The organism is uncultured Litoreibacter sp., assembly GCF_947501785.1.
In the GTDB taxonomy this organism is placed as follows: domain Bacteria; phylum Pseudomonadota; class Alphaproteobacteria; order Rhodobacterales; family Rhodobacteraceae; genus Litoreibacter.
The window spans coordinates 2,903,618-2,920,962 of record NZ_CANMXB010000001.1; the positions used below are offsets into that span (position 1 = coordinate 2,903,618).

The 17,345-nt window shown below is 59.5% G+C and carries 16 protein-coding genes; 6 read left to right on the top strand and 10 right to left on the bottom strand.

Translation table 11 applies throughout. From position 1 onward, the window contains the following. Nucleotides 1-105 precede the first annotated feature (105 nt). Nucleotides 106-591, bottom strand: a complete 486-nt coding sequence (locus Q0899_RS14435; RefSeq protein ID WP_298361275.1) for an ATP-binding protein — start codon at nt 589-591, stop codon at nt 106-108. Then, a complete protein-coding gene (locus tag Q0899_RS14440) occupies nt 581-925 on the bottom strand; it encodes an STAS domain-containing protein (protein WP_298295143.1) in 345 nt (114 codons plus the stop codon). Before Q0899_RS14440 ends, Q0899_RS14435 begins: the two co-directional genes overlap by 11 nt. Nucleotides 926-1,018: 93 nt before the next feature. On the opposite strand from Q0899_RS14440, the gene Q0899_RS14445 reads away from it, so the two are divergent. After that, nucleotides 1,019-2,191 carry an acetyl-CoA C-acyltransferase gene (locus Q0899_RS14445; RefSeq protein WP_299193672.1) on the top strand — a complete coding sequence of 391 codons (1,173 nt, stop codon included), beginning with the start codon at nt 1,019-1,021 and terminating at the stop codon, nt 2,189-2,191. Continuing rightward, a complete protein-coding gene (locus tag Q0899_RS14450; RefSeq protein WP_299193674.1) occupies nt 2,191-2,643 on the top strand; it encodes a GAF domain-containing protein in 453 nt (150 codons plus the stop codon). Before Q0899_RS14445 ends, Q0899_RS14450 begins: the two co-directional genes overlap by 1 nt. Before the next feature lie 20 nt (nt 2,644-2,663). Here the strand turns inward: Q0899_RS14450 and urtE are convergent, their stop codons facing one another. The 7 genes from urtE to Q0899_RS14485 form a co-directional block, all read right to left on the bottom strand. Further along, nucleotides 2,664-3,359 carry an urea ABC transporter ATP-binding subunit UrtE gene (urtE, locus tag Q0899_RS14455; RefSeq protein ID WP_299193676.1) on the bottom strand — a complete coding sequence of 232 codons (696 nt, stop codon included), beginning with the start codon at nt 3,357-3,359 and terminating at the stop codon, nt 2,664-2,666. Further along, the gene (gene urtD / locus Q0899_RS14460) at nt 3,352-4,101 is read right to left on the bottom strand and encodes an urea ABC transporter ATP-binding protein UrtD (RefSeq protein ID WP_299193679.1); all 750 of its coding nucleotides are present in this window, start codon (nt 4,099-4,101) and stop codon (nt 3,352-3,354) included. The genes urtE and urtD overlap by 8 nt, the downstream gene beginning before the upstream one ends. After that, the gene (gene urtC / locus Q0899_RS14465; protein WP_299193681.1) at nt 4,098-5,264 is read right to left on the bottom strand and encodes an urea ABC transporter permease subunit UrtC; all 1,167 of its coding nucleotides are present in this window, start codon (nt 5,262-5,264) and stop codon (nt 4,098-4,100) included. The genes urtD and urtC overlap by 4 nt, the downstream gene beginning before the upstream one ends. Nucleotides 5,265-5,268: 4 nt before the next feature. Continuing rightward, nucleotides 5,269-7,206, bottom strand: a complete 1,938-nt coding sequence (urtB, locus tag Q0899_RS14470; protein WP_299193683.1) for an urea ABC transporter permease subunit UrtB — start codon at nt 7,204-7,206, stop codon at nt 5,269-5,271. Between the two features lie 90 nt (nt 7,207-7,296). After that, nucleotides 7,297-8,577: an urea ABC transporter substrate-binding protein gene (urtA, locus tag Q0899_RS14475; RefSeq protein ID WP_298295154.1), complete on the bottom strand. Its 1,281-nt coding sequence runs from the start codon at nt 8,575-8,577 to the stop codon at nt 7,297-7,299. Nucleotides 8,578-8,884: 307 nt separating this feature from the next. After that, nucleotides 8,885-10,261 (bottom strand): amidase, encoded by a 1,377-nt coding sequence (locus Q0899_RS14480; RefSeq protein ID WP_299193686.1) that lies wholly within the window; start codon nt 10,259-10,261, stop codon nt 8,885-8,887. Continuing rightward, nucleotides 10,254-11,690 carry a mechanosensitive ion channel domain-containing protein gene (locus Q0899_RS14485; protein ID WP_299193688.1) on the bottom strand — a complete coding sequence of 479 codons (1,437 nt, stop codon included), beginning with the start codon at nt 11,688-11,690 and terminating at the stop codon, nt 10,254-10,256. Before Q0899_RS14485 ends, Q0899_RS14480 begins: the two co-directional genes overlap by 8 nt. Before the next feature lie 250 nt (nt 11,691-11,940). Here Q0899_RS14485 and leuC point away from each other — a divergent pair, with 250 nt between their 5' ends. Beyond that, nucleotides 11,941-13,350 (top strand): 3-isopropylmalate dehydratase large subunit, encoded by a 1,410-nt coding sequence (gene leuC, locus Q0899_RS14490; RefSeq protein WP_298295158.1) that lies wholly within the window; start codon nt 11,941-11,943, stop codon nt 13,348-13,350. Then, nucleotides 13,350-13,955 carry a 3-isopropylmalate dehydratase small subunit gene (gene leuD, locus Q0899_RS14495; RefSeq protein ID WP_298295160.1) on the top strand — a complete coding sequence of 202 codons (606 nt, stop codon included), beginning with the start codon at nt 13,350-13,352 and terminating at the stop codon, nt 13,953-13,955. Before leuC ends, leuD begins: the two co-directional genes overlap by 1 nt. Nucleotides 13,956-14,010: 55 nt before the next feature. Here the strand turns inward: leuD and Q0899_RS14500 are convergent, their stop codons facing one another. Then, complete coding sequence (locus tag Q0899_RS14500; RefSeq protein ID WP_299193691.1) at nt 14,011-15,027, bottom strand: hypothetical protein; 1,017 nt, start codon at nt 15,025-15,027, stop codon at nt 14,011-14,013. Nucleotides 15,028-15,162: 135 nt separating this feature from the next. On the opposite strand from Q0899_RS14500, the gene Q0899_RS14505 reads away from it, so the two are divergent. Both Q0899_RS14505 and Q0899_RS14510 read left to right on the top strand, forming a co-directional pair. Next, complete coding sequence (locus tag Q0899_RS14505) at nt 15,163-16,170, top strand: AraC family transcriptional regulator (RefSeq protein WP_299193693.1); 1,008 nt, start codon at nt 15,163-15,165, stop codon at nt 16,168-16,170. 373 nt (nt 16,171-16,543) lie between these two features. Continuing rightward, nucleotides 16,544-17,335, top strand: coding sequence for a hypothetical protein (locus tag Q0899_RS14510; RefSeq protein WP_298361297.1), 792 nt, complete (start codon nt 16,544-16,546; stop codon nt 17,333-17,335). Nucleotides 17,336-17,345: the final 10 nt, after the last annotated feature.

Genomic DNA, 17,345 nt, shown 5'->3' on the forward strand with positions numbered 1-17,345 from the left:
TCCGCGGGTTGCCAATATCGTGGCCAAAGAGTGGCATCGCGTAGTTTCTGGTAAACAATGAGCCGGATTGTTTTCCGTTTCGAAACAGTTAGGCCTGAATGTCGGTCAAGGAGCAGACTCAGGAATAACGAACTTCAGAATGTTGGCGTTTCCGAGCCGTGTGTATATTGGCCCAGGCGCCAGAGTATGGATCAGATACCATCCAAATCCGCCTTCCGGCAAAGTATCGTATGGAACGTGGCGATCCGGCAAAACGGCGATTGGCAGTTTTTCGTTCGGCATTGGGACGCCAAAGTCGGTGGTTTCGATCGTGATTTCGTTTTCCGATAATTCCAAGGTAATCTCGATGTTACCCTGATCGCTATGGCCGTAGCCATGTTCAGCTATGTTGTTCACAACTTCGGCCAGAACCAGATGGGTGTTGCCCAAAATGGTCGGGCCGTAATGGCCGGTTTTCTTGGCCGTCTCGACGACCCGCTCAATCATGGTGCCAAGGCAGTCCCCTCCAATTTCGCAGGAGAAATGAAACCGCTTGGCGTGCGCGGTATCGGTATTCACTCCCTTCGGAGTATGATTGGCGTTAAGCTGCATTCGCGCCATTTCCGGAAACTGCGCTTTGAAGGTCGGGGTGGATGATGAAGACTTGGTCCATTTGCGTCAGCTTGAAGACTTTTTCGACGACGGGCGTCAGGCCGGCAAGTTCCAGTCTGCGCCCCCTCAACAGTTTCAGTGCCGACACCATCGCGCCCAGGCCACTACTGTCCATGAAGGTAACCAACGTCAGATCCATCACCACCCGGCCGTCCACGTCGCTGGTCGCTTCCCGGAACTGATCTTTGATGTGAACAGCGCTCGCGGCATCGATACGGGTGGTGTCCGGTGTGAGTACCAGTACGCCGTTCTCAGTCTTGCTCGTCAGGTTCATTTTGATCGCTCCATCACATGTTCAAAACGGCTGTAGACATTAAAGATTACTATTCGGTATTCAGACGCCCGTAAGGGACGAAGGAGATTTGGGATGAAGAATGTCGTAATTGCCGGGGCAAGCCGCACGCCGATGGGCGGGTTTCAGGGAGACTTTGGCGACGCCGACGCGCCAACATTGGGGGGAGCCGCAATCAAGGCCGCAATGGCGGAAGCTGGGGCAACCACCGTCGACGAAGTCCTCATGGGCTGTGTGCTGCCAGCCGGTCAGGGACAAGCGCCCGCGCGCCAGGCCGGGTTTGCTGCCGGTCTTGGGGAAGACGTCCCCGCAACGACACTCAACAAGATGTGCGGGTCGGGCATGAAAGCCGCGATGATTGCGTTTGACCAAATCGCACTGGGCCACGCGGACACAATGATCGCCGGTGGCATGGAGAGCATGACCAATGCCCCGTATCTGTTGCCAAAGATGCGTGACGGTGCGCGGATCGGGCATCAACAGGTTCAGGATTCGATGTTCCTCGACGGGTTGGAAGACGCCTATGACAAGGGGCGGTTGATGGGAACGTTCGCGGAGGATTGCGCCGAGAAATTCCAGTTTACCCGCGAGGCGCAGGATCAATATGCACTGGCCTCCCTAAGTCGTGCGCTGGATGCGCAAAGCTCTGGTGCATTTGATCGTGAAATCTCGTCGGTCACGATGTCTTCGCGCAAGGGCGACGTGGTCGTGGAAGCCGATGAACAACCCGCCAAGGCGCGGCCCGAGAAGATACCGCAGCTGAAGCCAGCGTTCCGCAAGGACGGCTCGGTGACCGCAGCGAACGCGTCGTCCATTTCGGACGGGGCGGCTGCGCTGCTGCTGGCGTCACAGGATGCGGCTGAGGCGCAGGGCATGCAAATCCGCGCGCGGATCATGGGCCATGCCAGCCATGCGCAAGCGCCGGGGTGGTTCACCACAGCGCCGATCCCGGCGGTGCAGAAGTTGTTGGAGCAGATCGGGTGGACGAAAGACGACGTTGACCTGTGGGAGATCAATGAGGCGTTTGCGGTGGTCCCAATGGCGTTCATGCATGAGATGGGCGTGCCGCATGACAAGGTCAACGTGAACGGCGGAGCCTGTGCTTTGGGTCACCCCATTGGGGCGTCTGGCGCGCGGATCATGGTGACGTTGCTGAACGCGCTGGAAACGCGTGGGCTGAAACGCGGAGTTGCTGCGATTTGCATCGGTGGCGGCGAAGGCACCGCGATTGCGATCGAACGGGTCTGATGCTGGACTACGCAGCGCTGCAGCAAGCGATCTTGAGCCTTACCGAGGGTGAAGACGACGCGGTCGCCTTAATGGCGACCGTGGCCTGCGAAGTGCATCACGCGGATAGCAGGTTCGACTGGACCGGTTTTTACCGGGTGGTTGAGCCAGAGCTGATGAAAATCGGTCCGTATCAGGGCGGGCACGGATGCCTCGTGATCCCATTCTCCCGCGGCGTATGCGGCGCGGCTGCGCGGACAGGTGAAGTTCAGCTGGTGCCAGATGTGGACGCGTTTGCCGGGCATATCGCCTGCGCATCGTCCACTCGTTCCGAGCTGGTTTTGCCCGTGTTTAACGGGCAAGGTGATCTGATTGCGGTCTTTGATATCGATAGCGACCAGCCAGATGCCTTCACCGATGAGGATGCGACCAAAATGCCGGAAATACTGGCGTCGGTTTTTGGCCGTTCGTGACGCCGGGCTCTTTGCCGTCGTCAGAGCGCAAGATCTTCCAGAAGCATTTCCTTGGTGTAATCCGACTTGCCGGACCGGCGTTTCACCCGGCCGCCTTCAACCACGACAAAGCTGTCGCCCAGCCCAAAAGCGAAATCCGCGTTTTGTTCGACCAGAATGATCGCCATTTCACCTTGAGACCGCAGCAGCCGTAACGTGTCGCCGATCTGCTGGATCACGTTGGGCTGAATGCCTTCGGTCGGCTCGTCAAGCAGCAGCACCTTGGGCCGGGTGACCAACGCGCGCGCAATGGCCAGTTGCTGCTGCTGCCCACCGGACAGGTCACCGCCGCGCCGGGATTTCATGTCTTGCAGCACCGGGAAGAGGTCGAAGATATTATCGGGGATGGTGCGGTCGGCTCTGGGCAGGCAGGCGAAGCCGGTCTCCAGGTTTTCCATGACGGTCATCATCGGGAACACTTCGCGGCCTTGGGGGACGTAGGCGATGCCAGCTTGCGCAGCGGCGAAGGCGGAGGTCAGCCGCACCACCTGATCGGCCACTCTGACCGTTCCGGCAGAGGTCGGATGACGCCCCGCAATCGCTTTTAGCAGGCTGGTTTTCCCGACCCCGTTATTGCCGATAACAGCGGTGATCTGGCCGGGTGCTGCGTTGAGTGACAGCCCATAGAGGATCTGGCTTTGGCCGTAGTGCAGGTCAAGGTGTTCAACATCAAGCATTGGACCGCCCCAGATAAACCTCGATGACCGTCGGGTTGGATGTGACGTGGTCCAGGCTGCCTTCGGCCAGCACCGCACCTTCGTGCAGTACGGTGACTTTGCAGTTCAGGCGGCGCACGAACTCCATGTCATGTTCCACCACCACAACCGCACGTGTTTCTGCCGCGCGTTTGAGGATGTCGGTCGTCTTCTCACGCTCTTCCACCGTCATGCCTGCGGCGGGTTCATCCACCAATAGCAGCCGCGGCTCCTGCGCCAGCAGCATCCCAATTTCCAGCCATTGCTTTTGCCCGTGGCTCAGCTCACCTGCGCTGCGGGTGAGGCTGTCCAGAAGGCCGATTTCCTCGGCGATTTTTTCGATGCGTTCGGCGTTTCGGGCGGTTTTCTTGTGCATAAGCACGGTGAACGGCCCGCGCGGGTTTTTAAGAGCCATGGCCAGATTTTGTCGCACGGTTTGATCTTCAAACACCGTGGGTTTCTGGAACTTGCGCCCAATGCCCTCCATCGCAATCTGGCTTTCCGACATGCCCAGCAGGGACATGTTCTTTTCGCCCCATTTGACGGTGCCTTCGTCCGGTTTGGTTTTGCCGGTCACGATGTCCATGAAGGTGGTTTTGCCCGCGCCGTTGGGGCCAATGATGGCGCGCAATTCGGGCTCGGCAAAGTTGATCGACAGGTTGTTGATGGCGCGGAACCCGTCAAATGAAACGGTAACCCCGGAGACTTCCAAAAGCATACTCATGACGGTTTCCTGACCAGATAATCAAAGAGTCCGCCAATGCCCTTTGGGAAAAACAGCGTGACCGCCACGAAGCTGAAGCCGAGCAGCACCAGCCACCAATCGGTCCACTCGATTGTATAAGAGCCTACCGGGATCGACGGTGCGCCGCCGCCGGTAAACCAGCTCGACATGAGCGACACGAAGGCCGCGCCGATCGCAGCGCCGTACAGCCGCCCCCGGCCGCCGATGGCGACCCAGACGGCCAAATAGATAGAGGCAATCGGCGCAATCTCACCGGGGTTGATGATGCCCGCCTGCGGGTAGTAGAGCGCGCCCGCTATGCCCGCCACGACGGCGGTGATGGTGAAGACGAACAGCTTGTAGCTTTCCACGTGGTAGCCGAGGAACCGCACCCGCGCCTCATTGTCGCGGATGCCCTTGATGACGCTGCCCATCTTGCCCGATACGACCCACGCGAAGAACACATAGCCAACTGCCAGAGCCGCCGCCGAGGCGATGAAGAAGATGATCGAGATGGTGGCTTGTGGGGTGGTGTCGAAACCGGGGATGTTTTGCAGGCCGGACAGGCCGTTATTGCCGCGCAACCCGCTGTCGTTTTGAAACAGGTACAGCGATAGGGCCAGCGTCATGGCTTGGGTCAGGATTGACAGGTAGACCCCGGTGACGCGGCTGCGAAAGGCCAGCCATCCGAAGACCAGCGCAAGCAGGCCGGGGATAAGGACCACCATCAGCAGTTGCAGCAACAAGCTGTCCGCGAAGGCCCAGATCAGCGGGAACTCGGCTGATCCCACGACACCGAAGATCTGGTTCCCAATAGCGTCCGAAATTTCTTGCGGCGTCGGCGGAATGGTTTGGTTGGTCAGGCTCTCCAACACGATGCCTTCGGTCCGCGCGTACATCAGCCACATCCCGACGGCGTAGCCGCCGATGCCAAAGAATGCGAAGTGGCCCAAGGATAGGATGCCGCAATAGCCCCAGACCACGTCCATCGCGATTGCGATCAGGCACAGGCACAGCGTCTTGCCCAAGGTTTTGACGAAGGAGGTGGAGATCACCCCTATGCCGGTGACCTCGGACAGCATGGTGACGCCGAAGGTGAACAGCCCAAGCGCGGCTAGGAACCACAGGACCGACGGGTTTTGCGCGATGAAGGTGTTTTTCATGGGATCAATCCGCTGCCGCGCGGCCTTTGAGGGCGACGATGCCCTTGGGCCGGAATTGAATGAAGAGGATGATGAACAGGATCATATAGGTCTGCGCCGCCAGCGTGTTGGACGGGTTCAGCCACTCGATCCCCTTTTGCAGGAACCCGATCATCGAGGCGCCCGCCAGCGTGCCCCAGACGTTGCCAACCCCGCCGACCACGACGGTCATGAAGGATTGCACAATGTAGTCCGCGCCCATTTCGCTGGTCACCTTGGCGTAGAGCCCGATAGCCACGCCTGCGATCCCGGCGATGCCGGAGCCCAGCCCGAAGGTCAGCATGTTGATGCGGTCGGGGTTGATGCCCATAGAAGCCGCCATGCCAGGGTTCTGGGTCACCGCGCGCACCTCAAGGCCCAGCCTTGTACGTTTCAGCACAAACAGGATCAGCCCGAGGAATAGCAGCGCCAACACGAAAATCGCGATGCGGATGTAGCTGATTTGAATCACGTCCGAGAACACCAGCGCCCCGTCCAGCCAATCGGGCGAGGTCAGAGGGCGGGCCTGCGTGCCGAATATGTTCTTGGCCAGCTGTTGCAGCGCGATTGAGATTCCGAAGGTGGCCAACAGGGTTTCCAACGGGCGGTGATACAAATGCCGGATGACCAGCCGCTCCATCGTGACGCCCGCGCCGAAGGTAATGGCAAACGCCAAAGGCAGGGCGACGAGGATCGAGACGGTGTAGTCGGGGATGAACAGTTGCACGACGTAGCCGGTATAGGCCCCCATCATGATGAACTCGCCATGGGCCATGTTGATGACGCCCATGACGCCGAAGGTGATGGCCAACCCGATGGCCGCGAGAAAGTAGATCGAGGCCAGCGACAGACCGTCCAACGCCAAATCGGCGGTTTGCGCCCAGCCGACGCGGGTCTCGACCGACTTTAGCGCGGCTTGCGCCGCTGCGGTGATCGTCGCATCTGTTTCGCTGTAGATCTCGTAGAACACATGCTCCGACAAGGCTGCGTCGCGGTACACATCGGTCACCAGTTGCGGCACCGTACCGGCCTCGGCCAGTCGCGCGTAGGCGCGGTTGCGGGCCTCGTCGGTGTCCAGCAGGGCCACCGGGATGTCTGCCACGCGGCCGTCGATGATGTTGGCCTCAAGAGCGGCCCGAACGACGTCCGGAGGCGTCCGCGTTGGGGCCAGGTCTGCATCGATCAGTTGTTGGTAAAACGCGTCAGGCGCGGTGGTCGGGTCCAGTATCTGCGCAACATTGCCCTCTGGCGCGTTCTTTGAGACGCCGGTCTTCACCGTCAAAATCTGGTTCAAGACGCTGCGCGCTTCAACGGATGTGTCGCGCGACAGGCTTTCAATCGCGGCAATCCTGTCTGCGGGCAGGTCTGCAAACCGCGCGGACAGGAAATTGGCCAGCTGTACTTTGCGCGCTTTGATATCGGCGTCTGCGTCGCCGTCGATCGAGGCCAGCAGAGGCGCCAATTGTGCGGCCTCAGGCTTGCGGGCAATGGATGTCAGCGCGTCCATACGGCGTTCGGGGTCTGGGTCGGAAAGCTGGAACTGCACCAGGGCCGTTCCAATCAGCCGCCTGACACCGCCATTGGGTTTGAGCTGGATGAATTCTGATTTCTGACCGGTGAAGGTGTCAGAGGTGTCGACATCGGTCAGCGTCAGCTCCGCCCCGTCTGCGACCCCGATGAAGAAGGTGCCGTCCAGATCTTGCCACACGTTCTTCGCAGCCCATGCTTCCAGGAACTGAGGTACCTGCGTAAGGTCGGACCCCACCAGCTGATCGAGCACGACCCCCACGCGCTTGCGGGACGGCTTGGCAATTTCGCCGCCATGCGTCTGCAATATGTCTTGGAACGGTGTCGCAGGGTCCTGCGCCTGCGCGGAATGAAGCGTGCCAAAGATCAAGGCAATGGCAAGGATAATACGGCGCATGTCAGTCTTTCGGGGTCAGTCAGAGCTCTGGTGGAAAACAAGTCACTCGTAAAACAAGACGAGGCCGCTGAATGCGGCCCCGCCAAATGCTTAGTAGTTAGATGTAAGCTGGACGCAGGTCTTGGTCTCGGTGTTGTACATGCCGCAGCCCAGCTCTTTCCAATCGGAGGTCAGCACTTTGGAGGCCGGCAGGAAGTCCGTCCACGCGTCGCCCGGTACCTCTGAGGTCTGGCTGATGATGTCGAACTGACCCTCGGCGGTGATCTCACCGATCAGGACCGGCTTGGCCAAGTGGTGGTTTGGCAGCATCACGGCAGTGCCGCCGGTCAGGTTCGGGAATTCCTGCCCATACATGGCCTCACGCACCGCATCCACGTCCGTGGTGCCAGCGGCCTCAACCGCGTTCACCCACATGTTGAAGCCGATGTAATGGGCCTCCATCGGGTCATTGGTCACACGCTCTTCACCCGCGAATTCTTTCCATGCGGCGATGAATTCGGCGTTTGCGTCGGTTTCAGCGGATTGGAAGTAATTCCACGCGGCGAGGTGGCCCACGAGGTTTGACGTATCAAGGCCGGACAGCTCTTCTTCGCCCACGGAAAACGCCACGACCGGGATGTCATCGGCGGAGATATCTGCCGCCGCGAGTTCCTTGTAGAAGCCGATATTGGCGTCGCCATTGATGGTGGAGATCACGCCCACCTGTTTGCCATCCTCGCCCAGCCCAACGACGTCACCCACGATGGTGGCCCAGTCCGAATGACCGAAAGGGGTATAGTTCACAAAGATGTCTTCCTTGGCGATGCCCTTGTCCTGCAGGTACTGCTCCAAGATGTTGTTGGTCGTGCGCGGGTAGACGTAGTCGGTACCGAGCAGCGCAAACTTCTCTACGCCTAGCTCGTCAAGAAAGTAGTCCACCGCAGGGATGGCCTGCTGGTTCGGGGCCGCGCCGGTGTAGAAGACGTTCTTGGAGCTTTCTTCGCCTTCATATTGAACGGGGTAGAACATCAAGCCGTTAAGTTCTTCCAGCACCGGCAGCGCGGACTTGCGCGATACCGAGGTCCAGGAGCCGAAGATAACGTCGACTTCGGAGACGGTCAGAAGCTCCCGGGCTTTCTCAGCGAAAAGGGGCCAATCGGATGCGGGATCCACGACCACGGCCTCGATCTGGCAACCCAGCACACCGCCAGCGGCGTTTTGTTTGTCGACCAGCATCAGCATGGTGTCTTTCAGCGTGGTCTCGGAAATGGCCATCGTCCCGGACAAGGAGTGCAGAACCCCGATCTTTACGGGATCAGCGCATTCGGCGGCAGCCACGGCGGTGCTGCCCAGAAGCGCAGCGGTCATGATTGAGGAAAGTTTCAGCGTCATAGGTCAATTGTCCCTGTTGTCGCTGCGGGCGTGTCAGGCGGCGCGCATGGCCCTTCCCAACGCAGTCCTGAGCAGTGTACTCAGGGCCCGCAACAGTGATGTTGTAGTCGCGCGAGGGGAGCTATCTGCCAGGATGGCCCCTTGCGCGGCGTTGACGCCCGGATCGGGCATGCAGAGTTAGTGTCATGCGTTCGGGATAGGCCAGCATCTGTGACTGTTGGCATCACGACCAAGCGACTTTGCTCACATCTTTGCCAGCAAAACGGACAAACGCCTAAAAATTAGACGAAATGTAGGGCGGACAGCTTTAGTCAGGCGCGCGCGATATCCAATCGGTTGCCTGTTCATATGCCTTGCCAAGCGCGAGCACCTCCGCATCGCGACCGCGATGCATGATCAGCTGCAGCCCCATTGGCGTGCCGTCAGGGCCGAAGCCAGCCGGAACGGAAAGTGCTGGCAGGCCGGTAAGTGAGGCTGGCACGACCACCTCCATCCAGCGGTGATAGGTATCCATTTGTGTCCCGGCGATTTCCTTGGGCCAGTCCAACGCGGCGTCGAAGGGGAAGAGCTGGGCCGACGGCAACGCAAGAACATCCACATCCATCTTGGCGGTCTTACGGAACCAGTCGGACCGGATTTCGCTGGCTTTGGAGATTGCGGTTGGGGTCAGGGCGAGGCCGCGCTCGATCTCCCAAATGGCTTCGGGTTTCAGCAGGTCGCGTTTGCTGGGCTCCTCGTAGAGCGGTCGGAATTTCGCGGCAACCGCCCAATTGCGCAAAGTCACCCAGCTGTCCCAAAGAGCGGCGGCGGAGAATGGCGGGTCCATGGCCACGACCGTGTGGCCCAGATCGGCCAATACGGTGCAGGCCGTTTCACACAGGGTGCAGACGCGGTCTTCCATTGGGTATGCACCACCCCAATCGGTCAGCCAGCCTATCCTGAGGGGCTTGAGGCTGCCGGTGGGCGCGTAGGGTCCAGCGGAATGAGGATGGCTTGGATCATATGCGGCTTGCACGTCGAGCAGCAAATCGAGATCTTCCAGCGTCCGGGCCATGGGGCCGTTGGTGGACAGTTGGTGCAAGAAATCCTCCCCCGGACCGGCATTGGGCACCAGCCCATAGGAGGGGCGAAAGCCGAAGACGTTGTTCCACCCAGCCGGGTTGCGCAGGGATCCCATCATGTCGGAGCCATCCGCCAAAGCGGTCATCCGCGTTGCAAGGGCTACCGCCGCGCCGCCCGAAGAGCCACCGGCGGACTTGGTGGTGTCATAAGGATTGCGGGTGACGCCGTAGACGGGGTTGTAGCTGTGCGATCCAAGCCCCCATTCGGGCGTGTTGGTCTTGCCGATGACAACCGCCCCTGCTGCGCGCATTTTGGCGACCATCGGGTTGTCGGCAGCCGGGACGTGATTGGCAAAGATTGGGGAGCCATAGGTCGTCGTGATCCCCTTGGTTTCCGCCAAATCCTTGACCGCAATGGGAAGACCTTTGAGCGGCCCATCCGGCGCGTTGTCTGCGGCTTGGAGCAACAGGTCGCGGTCCTGTAGGGCGACGATGGCGTTGACCGCCGGGTTGCGTTTTTCGATCCGGTCCAGCGTCGCGGACATCAGTTCGCGTGCGGACAGCGCGCCCTCTCTAAGCGCCTTGATCTGAGCCGTGGCGCTTTGATCCAGCAGGTCAGTCATCTCGTGGGTCGGGCGTTTCTTTCGGCAGGCCGGGCATCTCGCCGCCCATCATTTTGACCTCGCGCTGCGGGAATGGGATCGACACGCCGTTTTCACGGAATGCGTCCCACAGCGCCAGATAGACATTGCCGCGAATGTTGGTCAGCCCACCGGTCGGGTCCTTGATCCAGAACCGCAGGATGTAGTCGACGCTTGAGTCCCCGAAACCCACGATGTGGCAAACCGGCGGGCGGAAGCTGAGCACACGGTCCACGGACTTGGCTGCCGCGATCGCCATTTTGCGCACGTCATGCGGGTCGTCGTGATAGGCGGTGCCGAAGAAGATATCGAGGCGTACGAAGTCATCTGAGTGCGACCAGTTCACCACCTGATTGGTGATCAGGTCCTCGTTCGGGATCAGGTATTCCTTGCCGTCGCGGGTGACCACGGACGCATAACGCGCGCCAAGCGTGTTGATCCAGCCAAAGGTTTCGCCCAAGCTGATGACGTCACCCGGCTTGATGGATTTGTCGAGCAAGATGATGACGCCGGAGACAAGGTTTGACACGACCTTTTGCAGACCAAAACCGAGGCCAACACCGATGGCACCCGACAGCACCGCGAGGCCCGTCAGGTCGATGCCGACCGCCTTGACCCCGATGTAGAATGCCAGCCCGTAGAAGCCGATTTGCATGACCTTGACGATCAGCACGCGCATGGAAGGTGAGATGTCTTCGTTCGACTGGATGCGTCGTGATGTCGTGGTGGTTACAAACCGCGCCAAGGCGACCAATGCCCCGACCACAACCAGCGCCTGCAAAATGATCAGCATCGAGATGCGGACCTCGCCCAGATCAAAGCCGATGCTGTCCAGGATGCGCGATGCCTCTGCCGTCAGGCCAAGGATGCGCAGTGTGACATAGGTCCACGCGCCGTAGCGCACCAGTTTGCGCAGAAAGGGCGATTTGATCAGCCGGGTCAGGAACACCACCGTCAGCCATGCGAAGGCCAGCGTCGCAATGATACCGAGCAGATAGGATCGGCTGGGCCAGGTGACCTCTCGCAGAATTAAGACGGCGCCCCACAAGAGTGCCACGAAGAAGATGGCTTGCAGGCGTTGGTGGATAACCACAAGGATGCGCATCCGCCATTTGGGCCAACCTTCGCGGGTGCCCATCCAAGCCCGAATGCGCGGGCCGAGCGTGATGCGCAGCAGGTAGGCCACCCCAAACAGAACGATTGCGAGGCCAATCTGGTACAGGTTGCTTTCCCGCATCATTGAAAGCAGGAATATCTCGCCGCGGTCCAGCAGGCCCTGGCCAACGTCCAAAATCTCTTCGACTGGTTCGGTGACGGATGGCTTTAGCGTCGGTTCGGCGGTATCGTTGGCTGGTACCGCCCTGTCGCCAAGATTGTCCGGCCCCCTTGGGCCCCCTACATGTCCTGACATTGCCTGTTGGCCTCCTGCTTTGAAACAGCTTTGCACATGCGCGGGCGAACAGACAAGCGGCGACCCTTGCGAGACTCGCCGCACGCGTGTATCCCAGCCGACATGACCCCTGTTTTCGACATGGATGACCGCGCACGTCTGAATGAACGCTTTTTCGGCGCGACCCATGCTGTGTTGGCGCGACTATCGTAACGCACCTTAGCCACACCGTTCGAGACTAGCCAAAACACCACATTTCAGGAGAGAACCGATGAGTTCCCCAAAGACGCTCTATGACAAGATCTGGGACGCGCATGTCGCCCATGAAGCCGATGACGGCACCTGCCTTCTTTATATCGACCGCCATCTGGTCCACGAAGTGACCTCACCACAGGCCTTTGAGGGCCTGCGCATGGCCGGTCGCAAAGTGCATGCGCCGGACAAAACCATCGCCGTTCCGGACCATAACGTGCCGACAACCGCGGGCCGTGATGATCCCAAGAACATGACAGAAGACAGCGCCGTTCAGGTTGCCGCCTTGGATTCAAACGCCAAAGAGTTTGGCATTCACTACTACCCCGTGTCTGACGTCCGTCAGGGCATTGTGCATATTGTTGGCCCTGAACAAGGCTGGACATTGCCGGGCATGACCGTTGTGTGCGGCGACAGCCACACCGCGACCCACGGTGCTTTTGGCGCCTTGGCGCACGGCATTGGGACATCGGAAGTTGAACATGTTCTGGCCACGCAAACGCTGATCCAGAAAAAGTCGCTCAACATGAAGGTCGAAATCACCGGCAAGCTGAAGCCGGGTGTGACCGCAAAAGACATCACTATGTCCGTCATCGGTGAAACCGGCACTGCAGGTGGGACCGGCTATGTGATCGAATATTGCGGGGAGGCCATTCGCGACCTGTCGATGGAAGGCCGCATGACGGTCTGCAACATGGCCATCGAGGGCGGCGCGCGCGCCGGTCTGATCGCGCCTGACCAGAAGACCTATGACTACTGCATGGGTCGCCCACATGCGCCAAAAGGCGCGCAATGGGAAGCGGCGCTTGCCTACTGGAAGACGCTCTTTACCGACGAAGGCGCGCATTTCGACAAGGTTGTGACGCTGAAAGGCGAAGACATCGCGCCAAGCGTGACATGGGGCACCTCGCCCGAGGACGTGCTGCCGATTACGGCTGTCGTGCCCTCGCCGTCGGATTTCGAAGGTGGCAAGGTCGACGCTGTTGCGCGCTCGCTGGACTATATGGGCCTTGAGCCCGGCACGCCGCTGTCCGAGATCGAGATTGATACCGTCTTCATCGGCTCCTGCACCAACGGTCGGATTGAAGACCTGCGCGCTGCAGCTGAAATCGTCAAAGGCAAGAAGATCAAGGAAGGCATGCGGGCTATGGTCGTACCAGGCTCCGGTCTGGTGCGTGCCCAGGCGGAGGAAGAGGGCATTGCCGACATCTTCAAAGAGGCCGGTTTCGAATGGCGTCTGGCAGGGTGTTCCATGTGCCTTGCGATGAACCCCGATCAGTTGGCCGAGGGCGAGCGTTGCGCGTCCACGTCGAACCGAAACTTTGAGGGCCGCCAGGGCTACAAGGGGCGCACGCACCTTGTGTCACCAGGCATGGCCGCCGCCGCCGCGATCAGCGGCAAACTGACTGACGTTCGTGAGGTGATGTAATGGACAAGTTTGAAACCCTGACCGGCATCGCGGCCCCTATGCCGCTGGTGAATATCGACACCGACATGATCATCCCCAAGCAATTCCTGAAGACGATTAAGCGGTCGGGCCTCGGGGCAAACCTGTTTGACGAGATGCGGTTCGACCGCCAAGGCAACGAGATCCCAGATTTTGTGCTGAACAAACCGCAATACCGCGAGGCCGAGATTTTGGTCGCTGGCGAAAACTTCGGCTGCGGCTCGTCGCGCGAGCACGCGCCTTGGGCCATCAAGGACTTCGGCATCCGCGCCGTGATCGCGCCAAGCTATGCGGACATCTTCTATAACAACTGCTTCAAGAATGGGATCATCCCGATTGTGCTGCCGCAGGATCAGGTCGACGCGTTGATGAAGGACGCCGAGAAGGGTGCCAACGCTCGCATGACGATTGATCTTGAGGCGCAGACGGTGACCTCCTCCGACGGCGAGGTGTTCAGCTTCGAGGTCGACAGCTTCAAGAAGCATTGCCTGATGAACGGTTTGGACGATATTGGTCTGACGATGGAGAAGGCCGGGTCGATTAAGAGCTTCGAAGCGCAAGCGTCTCAGGCACGGCCCTGGGTTTAACCCCGGCAAAGAAAATTGGAGCGGCCCGCCCGGTAACAAGGCGGGCCGTTTTCGTTTATAGGCCCAGCTGCGCGATGATCGCGTCCCGCGCCTGGGCATGGATATCGGCGCGGTTCGCCCCTTCGGGGTCGGTGCAAACCGGATCATCACTCCCCTCTTTCAAGATCGCCGGACCGGCTGGTTTGCACAGCGGCAGGAGAGAGAAGTGGTATGCCGACGGGATGCGGACCACTTCGGCCTCTGGCAACAGGTGAATGAAACCGCTCGCGTCGAAATCTGTCGCGACCAAACGGTTTTCCCCGTCACCGAGCGACAGCAACATCGTGTCAGCCGACAGATCGGCCACGTTGTCGGCTGTGAAGCCATGATGAAGCGCCGGATCCATGGCGGCGACATGGGTAATGCGGGCATCCTTATAAGACGCGTCCCACATCTCAGCGTCCAGTTCGGCAAAGCTGACGCCCGCGTCGAGCAGATCAGCACAATGCGAGGACGTTTCTCGCCGCATTTCGCATTCCTCGACCTCGCCGGCGAGGTTGCCAGTAACGCCGCCCATGGAAAGGGCCGTCCACCCGCCGTATGAGAACCCGGCGGCCATGATTCGCGATCTGTCGATCCGTCCGGAAAAGCGGGTGTCATCCATCAGCTTGTCCAACGCTCGGGACATATCGCGGGCGCGGGTCCAGTGGTTCAGCCCCTTCGCCATGTCGAAATCAAAGGTCGAGCTGTTGGGGTGGTTCACTGCGACGACGATAGCGCCCTGTTCCGCCAAATCTGTGGCGAGCCATGCGAGAGATCGCCAATTCCCGCCCAATCCGTGGGACAGCATGACAACGGGGAAGTCGGCCCCGTCTGCAAGAGGGCCATCCTGACGCACGTCGACGCCGTAGAACACCGCGTTTTCCGCAGCGCGCGTCAGCGGGCCCTCCGTCGAGGGATACCAAATTGCGGCAGCGACAGGTTTGCCGTGATGGGCGGCCTCATAGGTAAAATCCATCATGCCTACCGGCGTGTCGGCCAAGCCGAGTGTCGGGGCCATGGCGGCGAAGGTTAGGGTTACGGCGAGTTTCATCTGATTGCTCCTCTGACTGTATGTTGACTGGAGCTTTCATGAGACAATTCGGGGTTTGCAGCGTCCTCGAACCGGTTTGAGGTCGAGCGGAACGCGATTTGGGACTAAATCAGAGTTCAGAAAGGACCCGCGTTGATGCCAGTATTGCCAATACCTTTGTTCGGAAGCCTTGTGCTGGGGTTCCTTTTTCTGAAACTTGTCGTCGACGGGCGCGGGCGTAGCTTCATTGCGGCCTTGCTGTTTCTGAGCGCGCTGCAAAGTCTGATTATCTCATTGGCTCAGCATTACGGGATCGGATGGGCATTCGCGCTCCAGCCCATCACTGCGGCCGCCATTCCGCCCCTGTCTTGGATTGCTTTCCAAACCTCTGCCGTGCGCCAATTCGATGCGCGGCTTGATCTCCCTCATGTGTTGGTTCCGGTCTTCATCGCGTTCTGCGTCGCTTTTGTGCGCGAGCCTTTGGACTTTCTCATCCCGCTGGTCTTTCTCTCCTATGGTATCGCCATTCTGGTTGTGTCGCTGCGCGGTTCCGATGCGTTGCCGATCACGCGGCTATCGGCGGGCAACGTTCCCGGGCTGATTTGGCGGGTCATCGGCGTGTCGCTTATCGTGTCCGCATTTGGGGACGCGCTGATCGTGGTTGCTCAGATTGCAGACCGGGGGGCGTGGCAGCCTTGGATTGTCGCGCTGTCGTCAACGGGCATGTTGCTGCTGCTCGGTGCTTTGAGCCTGTCGAACAGTTTGTGGAAACAAAGCGACGAAGGACCGACAGAACCCGCGCTAAAAACGCCGTCTGATCCTGAGGAGGACGCCAAAGTCATGTCGAGGCTCGAAGCGCTGATGGCGCAGCAAAGGCTGTATCTCGACCCGGACCTGACGCTTACCCAAATGGCGCGGCGTCTAGTCTTGCCGATCAAGGTCGTGTCCGGCGCGATCAACCGCACGACGGGGGAGAACGTGTCGCGTTACGTCAATGCCTGGCGTGTCGATGTGGCGTGCGAGGCGTTGCAGAACGGCGAAAGCGTGACCTCCGCCATGTTCACGGCCGGTTTCAACACGAAATCAAATTTCAACCGTGAGTTTCTTCGCATCAAAGGCGTCCCGCCGCGTGACTGGTTGGCGCAGTCGGTGGATACCAGCTGAATCCACGGTTCTTTGCGGCTGGGCTTTGTTAACGTCTTCTTTCGCCGGAACTGTAGCCCGACGCCATGTCGATGCCACTTTCTACCCCACATATTGGAAGGTATTGACCCATCACCCCGACATATGGCCAGGCCCAAAAATCGGTGACACAAGAATACCACTAATTCTCCCAATAAAATCCCCCAGTCTTATCAGACAGTTGAAGGACGATCTGAATAGCGGCAAAACTGGGGCGAAAATGAGGCACCTTTCGGCAATAGCCAAGGGCACAAAGTGGAACAGAGAGCGCCTAAGTAGCGTTTTCGGCCAGTTTGAAGGGTTGGTAGACGTGATATCTCGCTTAACGGGCGCGGTGATACGGGCAGTTTTGGTCATGCTTTTGCTCATGACGCCCGCGTTGCTCCTTCCCGGCATGACGCAAGATTCCAAGCAGATCGTCGCCTTTGTCGCATTGTTCGGGGCGGTGATTACGCTGATCGAATATGGTTCAAGCTACCCAAGCCTCATCGAATTCCGCAATGCGCCGCCGTTTAACCGTGTCCGGTTCGTGTCGCTGTTTCTGACCGTGTTCTTATTGTCGGTGCTGTTCCGCGGCCAATATGACGAGACCACGCTGACCCGCGTTGTGTCAGCCATTGGCCTGCTGATCGGTCACGTGATTGATTTCCCCTACAGCCCGGTGCGCTTGATCATCCTGTTGCTTCCCGATGCGGATAATGCGCAGCATGTGGCGTTGATGCGCGCTGCCGCCGGTTTGAGCTATCTCATCGCCCTGATGACATTGGCGGTTTTCCTGATCGCAATGCGTCTTGGTGGCTGGCCGAACAAATCCGAGCCGTTCAACTTCTGGACCAATCTGCCGACCTTCGACCCGACCATGGGTGGCGACATTGTTGCGCGCCTGAACAAGGATGCGCGGTTTAACATTATGTTAGGGTTCTTCTTGCCATTCTTCCTGCCAGCGGTAGCCCGGGCGGCCTCGGGTTTGTTTGACGCCTCCATGGTGTCGACGCCGCAGACGCTCGTTTGGATGCTTGCGATATGGACCTTTCTTCCGGCCAGCCTGTTCATGCGTGGCATCGCAATGAACCGCATCGCCGACATGATCGACGACAAACGCCAACGTGGCGCGCGCGCCGTGCAAGCTGGGTTGTTGGCTGCCTGATCGGACTTTC

Coding starts and splice junctions, on each gene's coding strand:
- Q0899_RS14435 (WP_298361275.1), bottom strand. CDS start 591: ATGCAGCTTAACGCCAATCATACTCCGAAGGGAGTGAATACCGATACC.
- Q0899_RS14440 (WP_298295143.1), bottom strand. CDS start 925: ATGAACCTGACGAGCAAGACTGAGAACGGCGTACTGGTACTCACACCG.
- Q0899_RS14445 (WP_299193672.1), top strand. CDS start 1,019: ATGAAGAATGTCGTAATTGCCGGGGCAAGCCGCACGCCGATGGGCGGG.
- Q0899_RS14450 (WP_299193674.1), top strand. CDS start 2,191: ATGCTGGACTACGCAGCGCTGCAGCAAGCGATCTTGAGCCTTACCGAG.
- urtE (WP_299193676.1), bottom strand. CDS start 3,359: ATGCTTGATGTTGAACACCTTGACCTGCACTACGGCCAAAGCCAGATC.
- urtD (WP_299193679.1), bottom strand. CDS start 4,101: ATGAGTATGCTTTTGGAAGTCTCCGGGGTTACCGTTTCATTTGACGGG.
- urtC (WP_299193681.1), bottom strand. CDS start 5,264: ATGAAAAACACCTTCATCGCGCAAAACCCGTCGGTCCTGTGGTTCCTA.
- urtB (WP_299193683.1), bottom strand. CDS start 7,206: ATGCGCCGTATTATCCTTGCCATTGCCTTGATCTTTGGCACGCTTCAT.
- urtA (WP_298295154.1), bottom strand. CDS start 8,577: ATGACGCTGAAACTTTCCTCAATCATGACCGCTGCGCTTCTGGGCAGC.
- Q0899_RS14480 (WP_299193686.1), bottom strand. CDS start 10,261: ATGACTGACCTGCTGGATCAAAGCGCCACGGCTCAGATCAAGGCGCTT.
- Q0899_RS14485 (WP_299193688.1), bottom strand. CDS start 11,690: ATGTCAGGACATGTAGGGGGCCCAAGGGGGCCGGACAATCTTGGCGAC.
- leuC (WP_298295158.1), top strand. CDS start 11,941: ATGAGTTCCCCAAAGACGCTCTATGACAAGATCTGGGACGCGCATGTC.
- leuD (WP_298295160.1), top strand. CDS start 13,350: ATGGACAAGTTTGAAACCCTGACCGGCATCGCGGCCCCTATGCCGCTG.
- Q0899_RS14500 (WP_299193691.1), bottom strand. CDS start 15,027: ATGAAACTCGCCGTAACCCTAACCTTCGCCGCCATGGCCCCGACACTC.
- Q0899_RS14505 (WP_299193693.1), top strand. CDS start 15,163: ATGCCAGTATTGCCAATACCTTTGTTCGGAAGCCTTGTGCTGGGGTTC.
- Q0899_RS14510 (WP_298361297.1), top strand. CDS start 16,544: ATGCTTTTGCTCATGACGCCCGCGTTGCTCCTTCCCGGCATGACGCAA.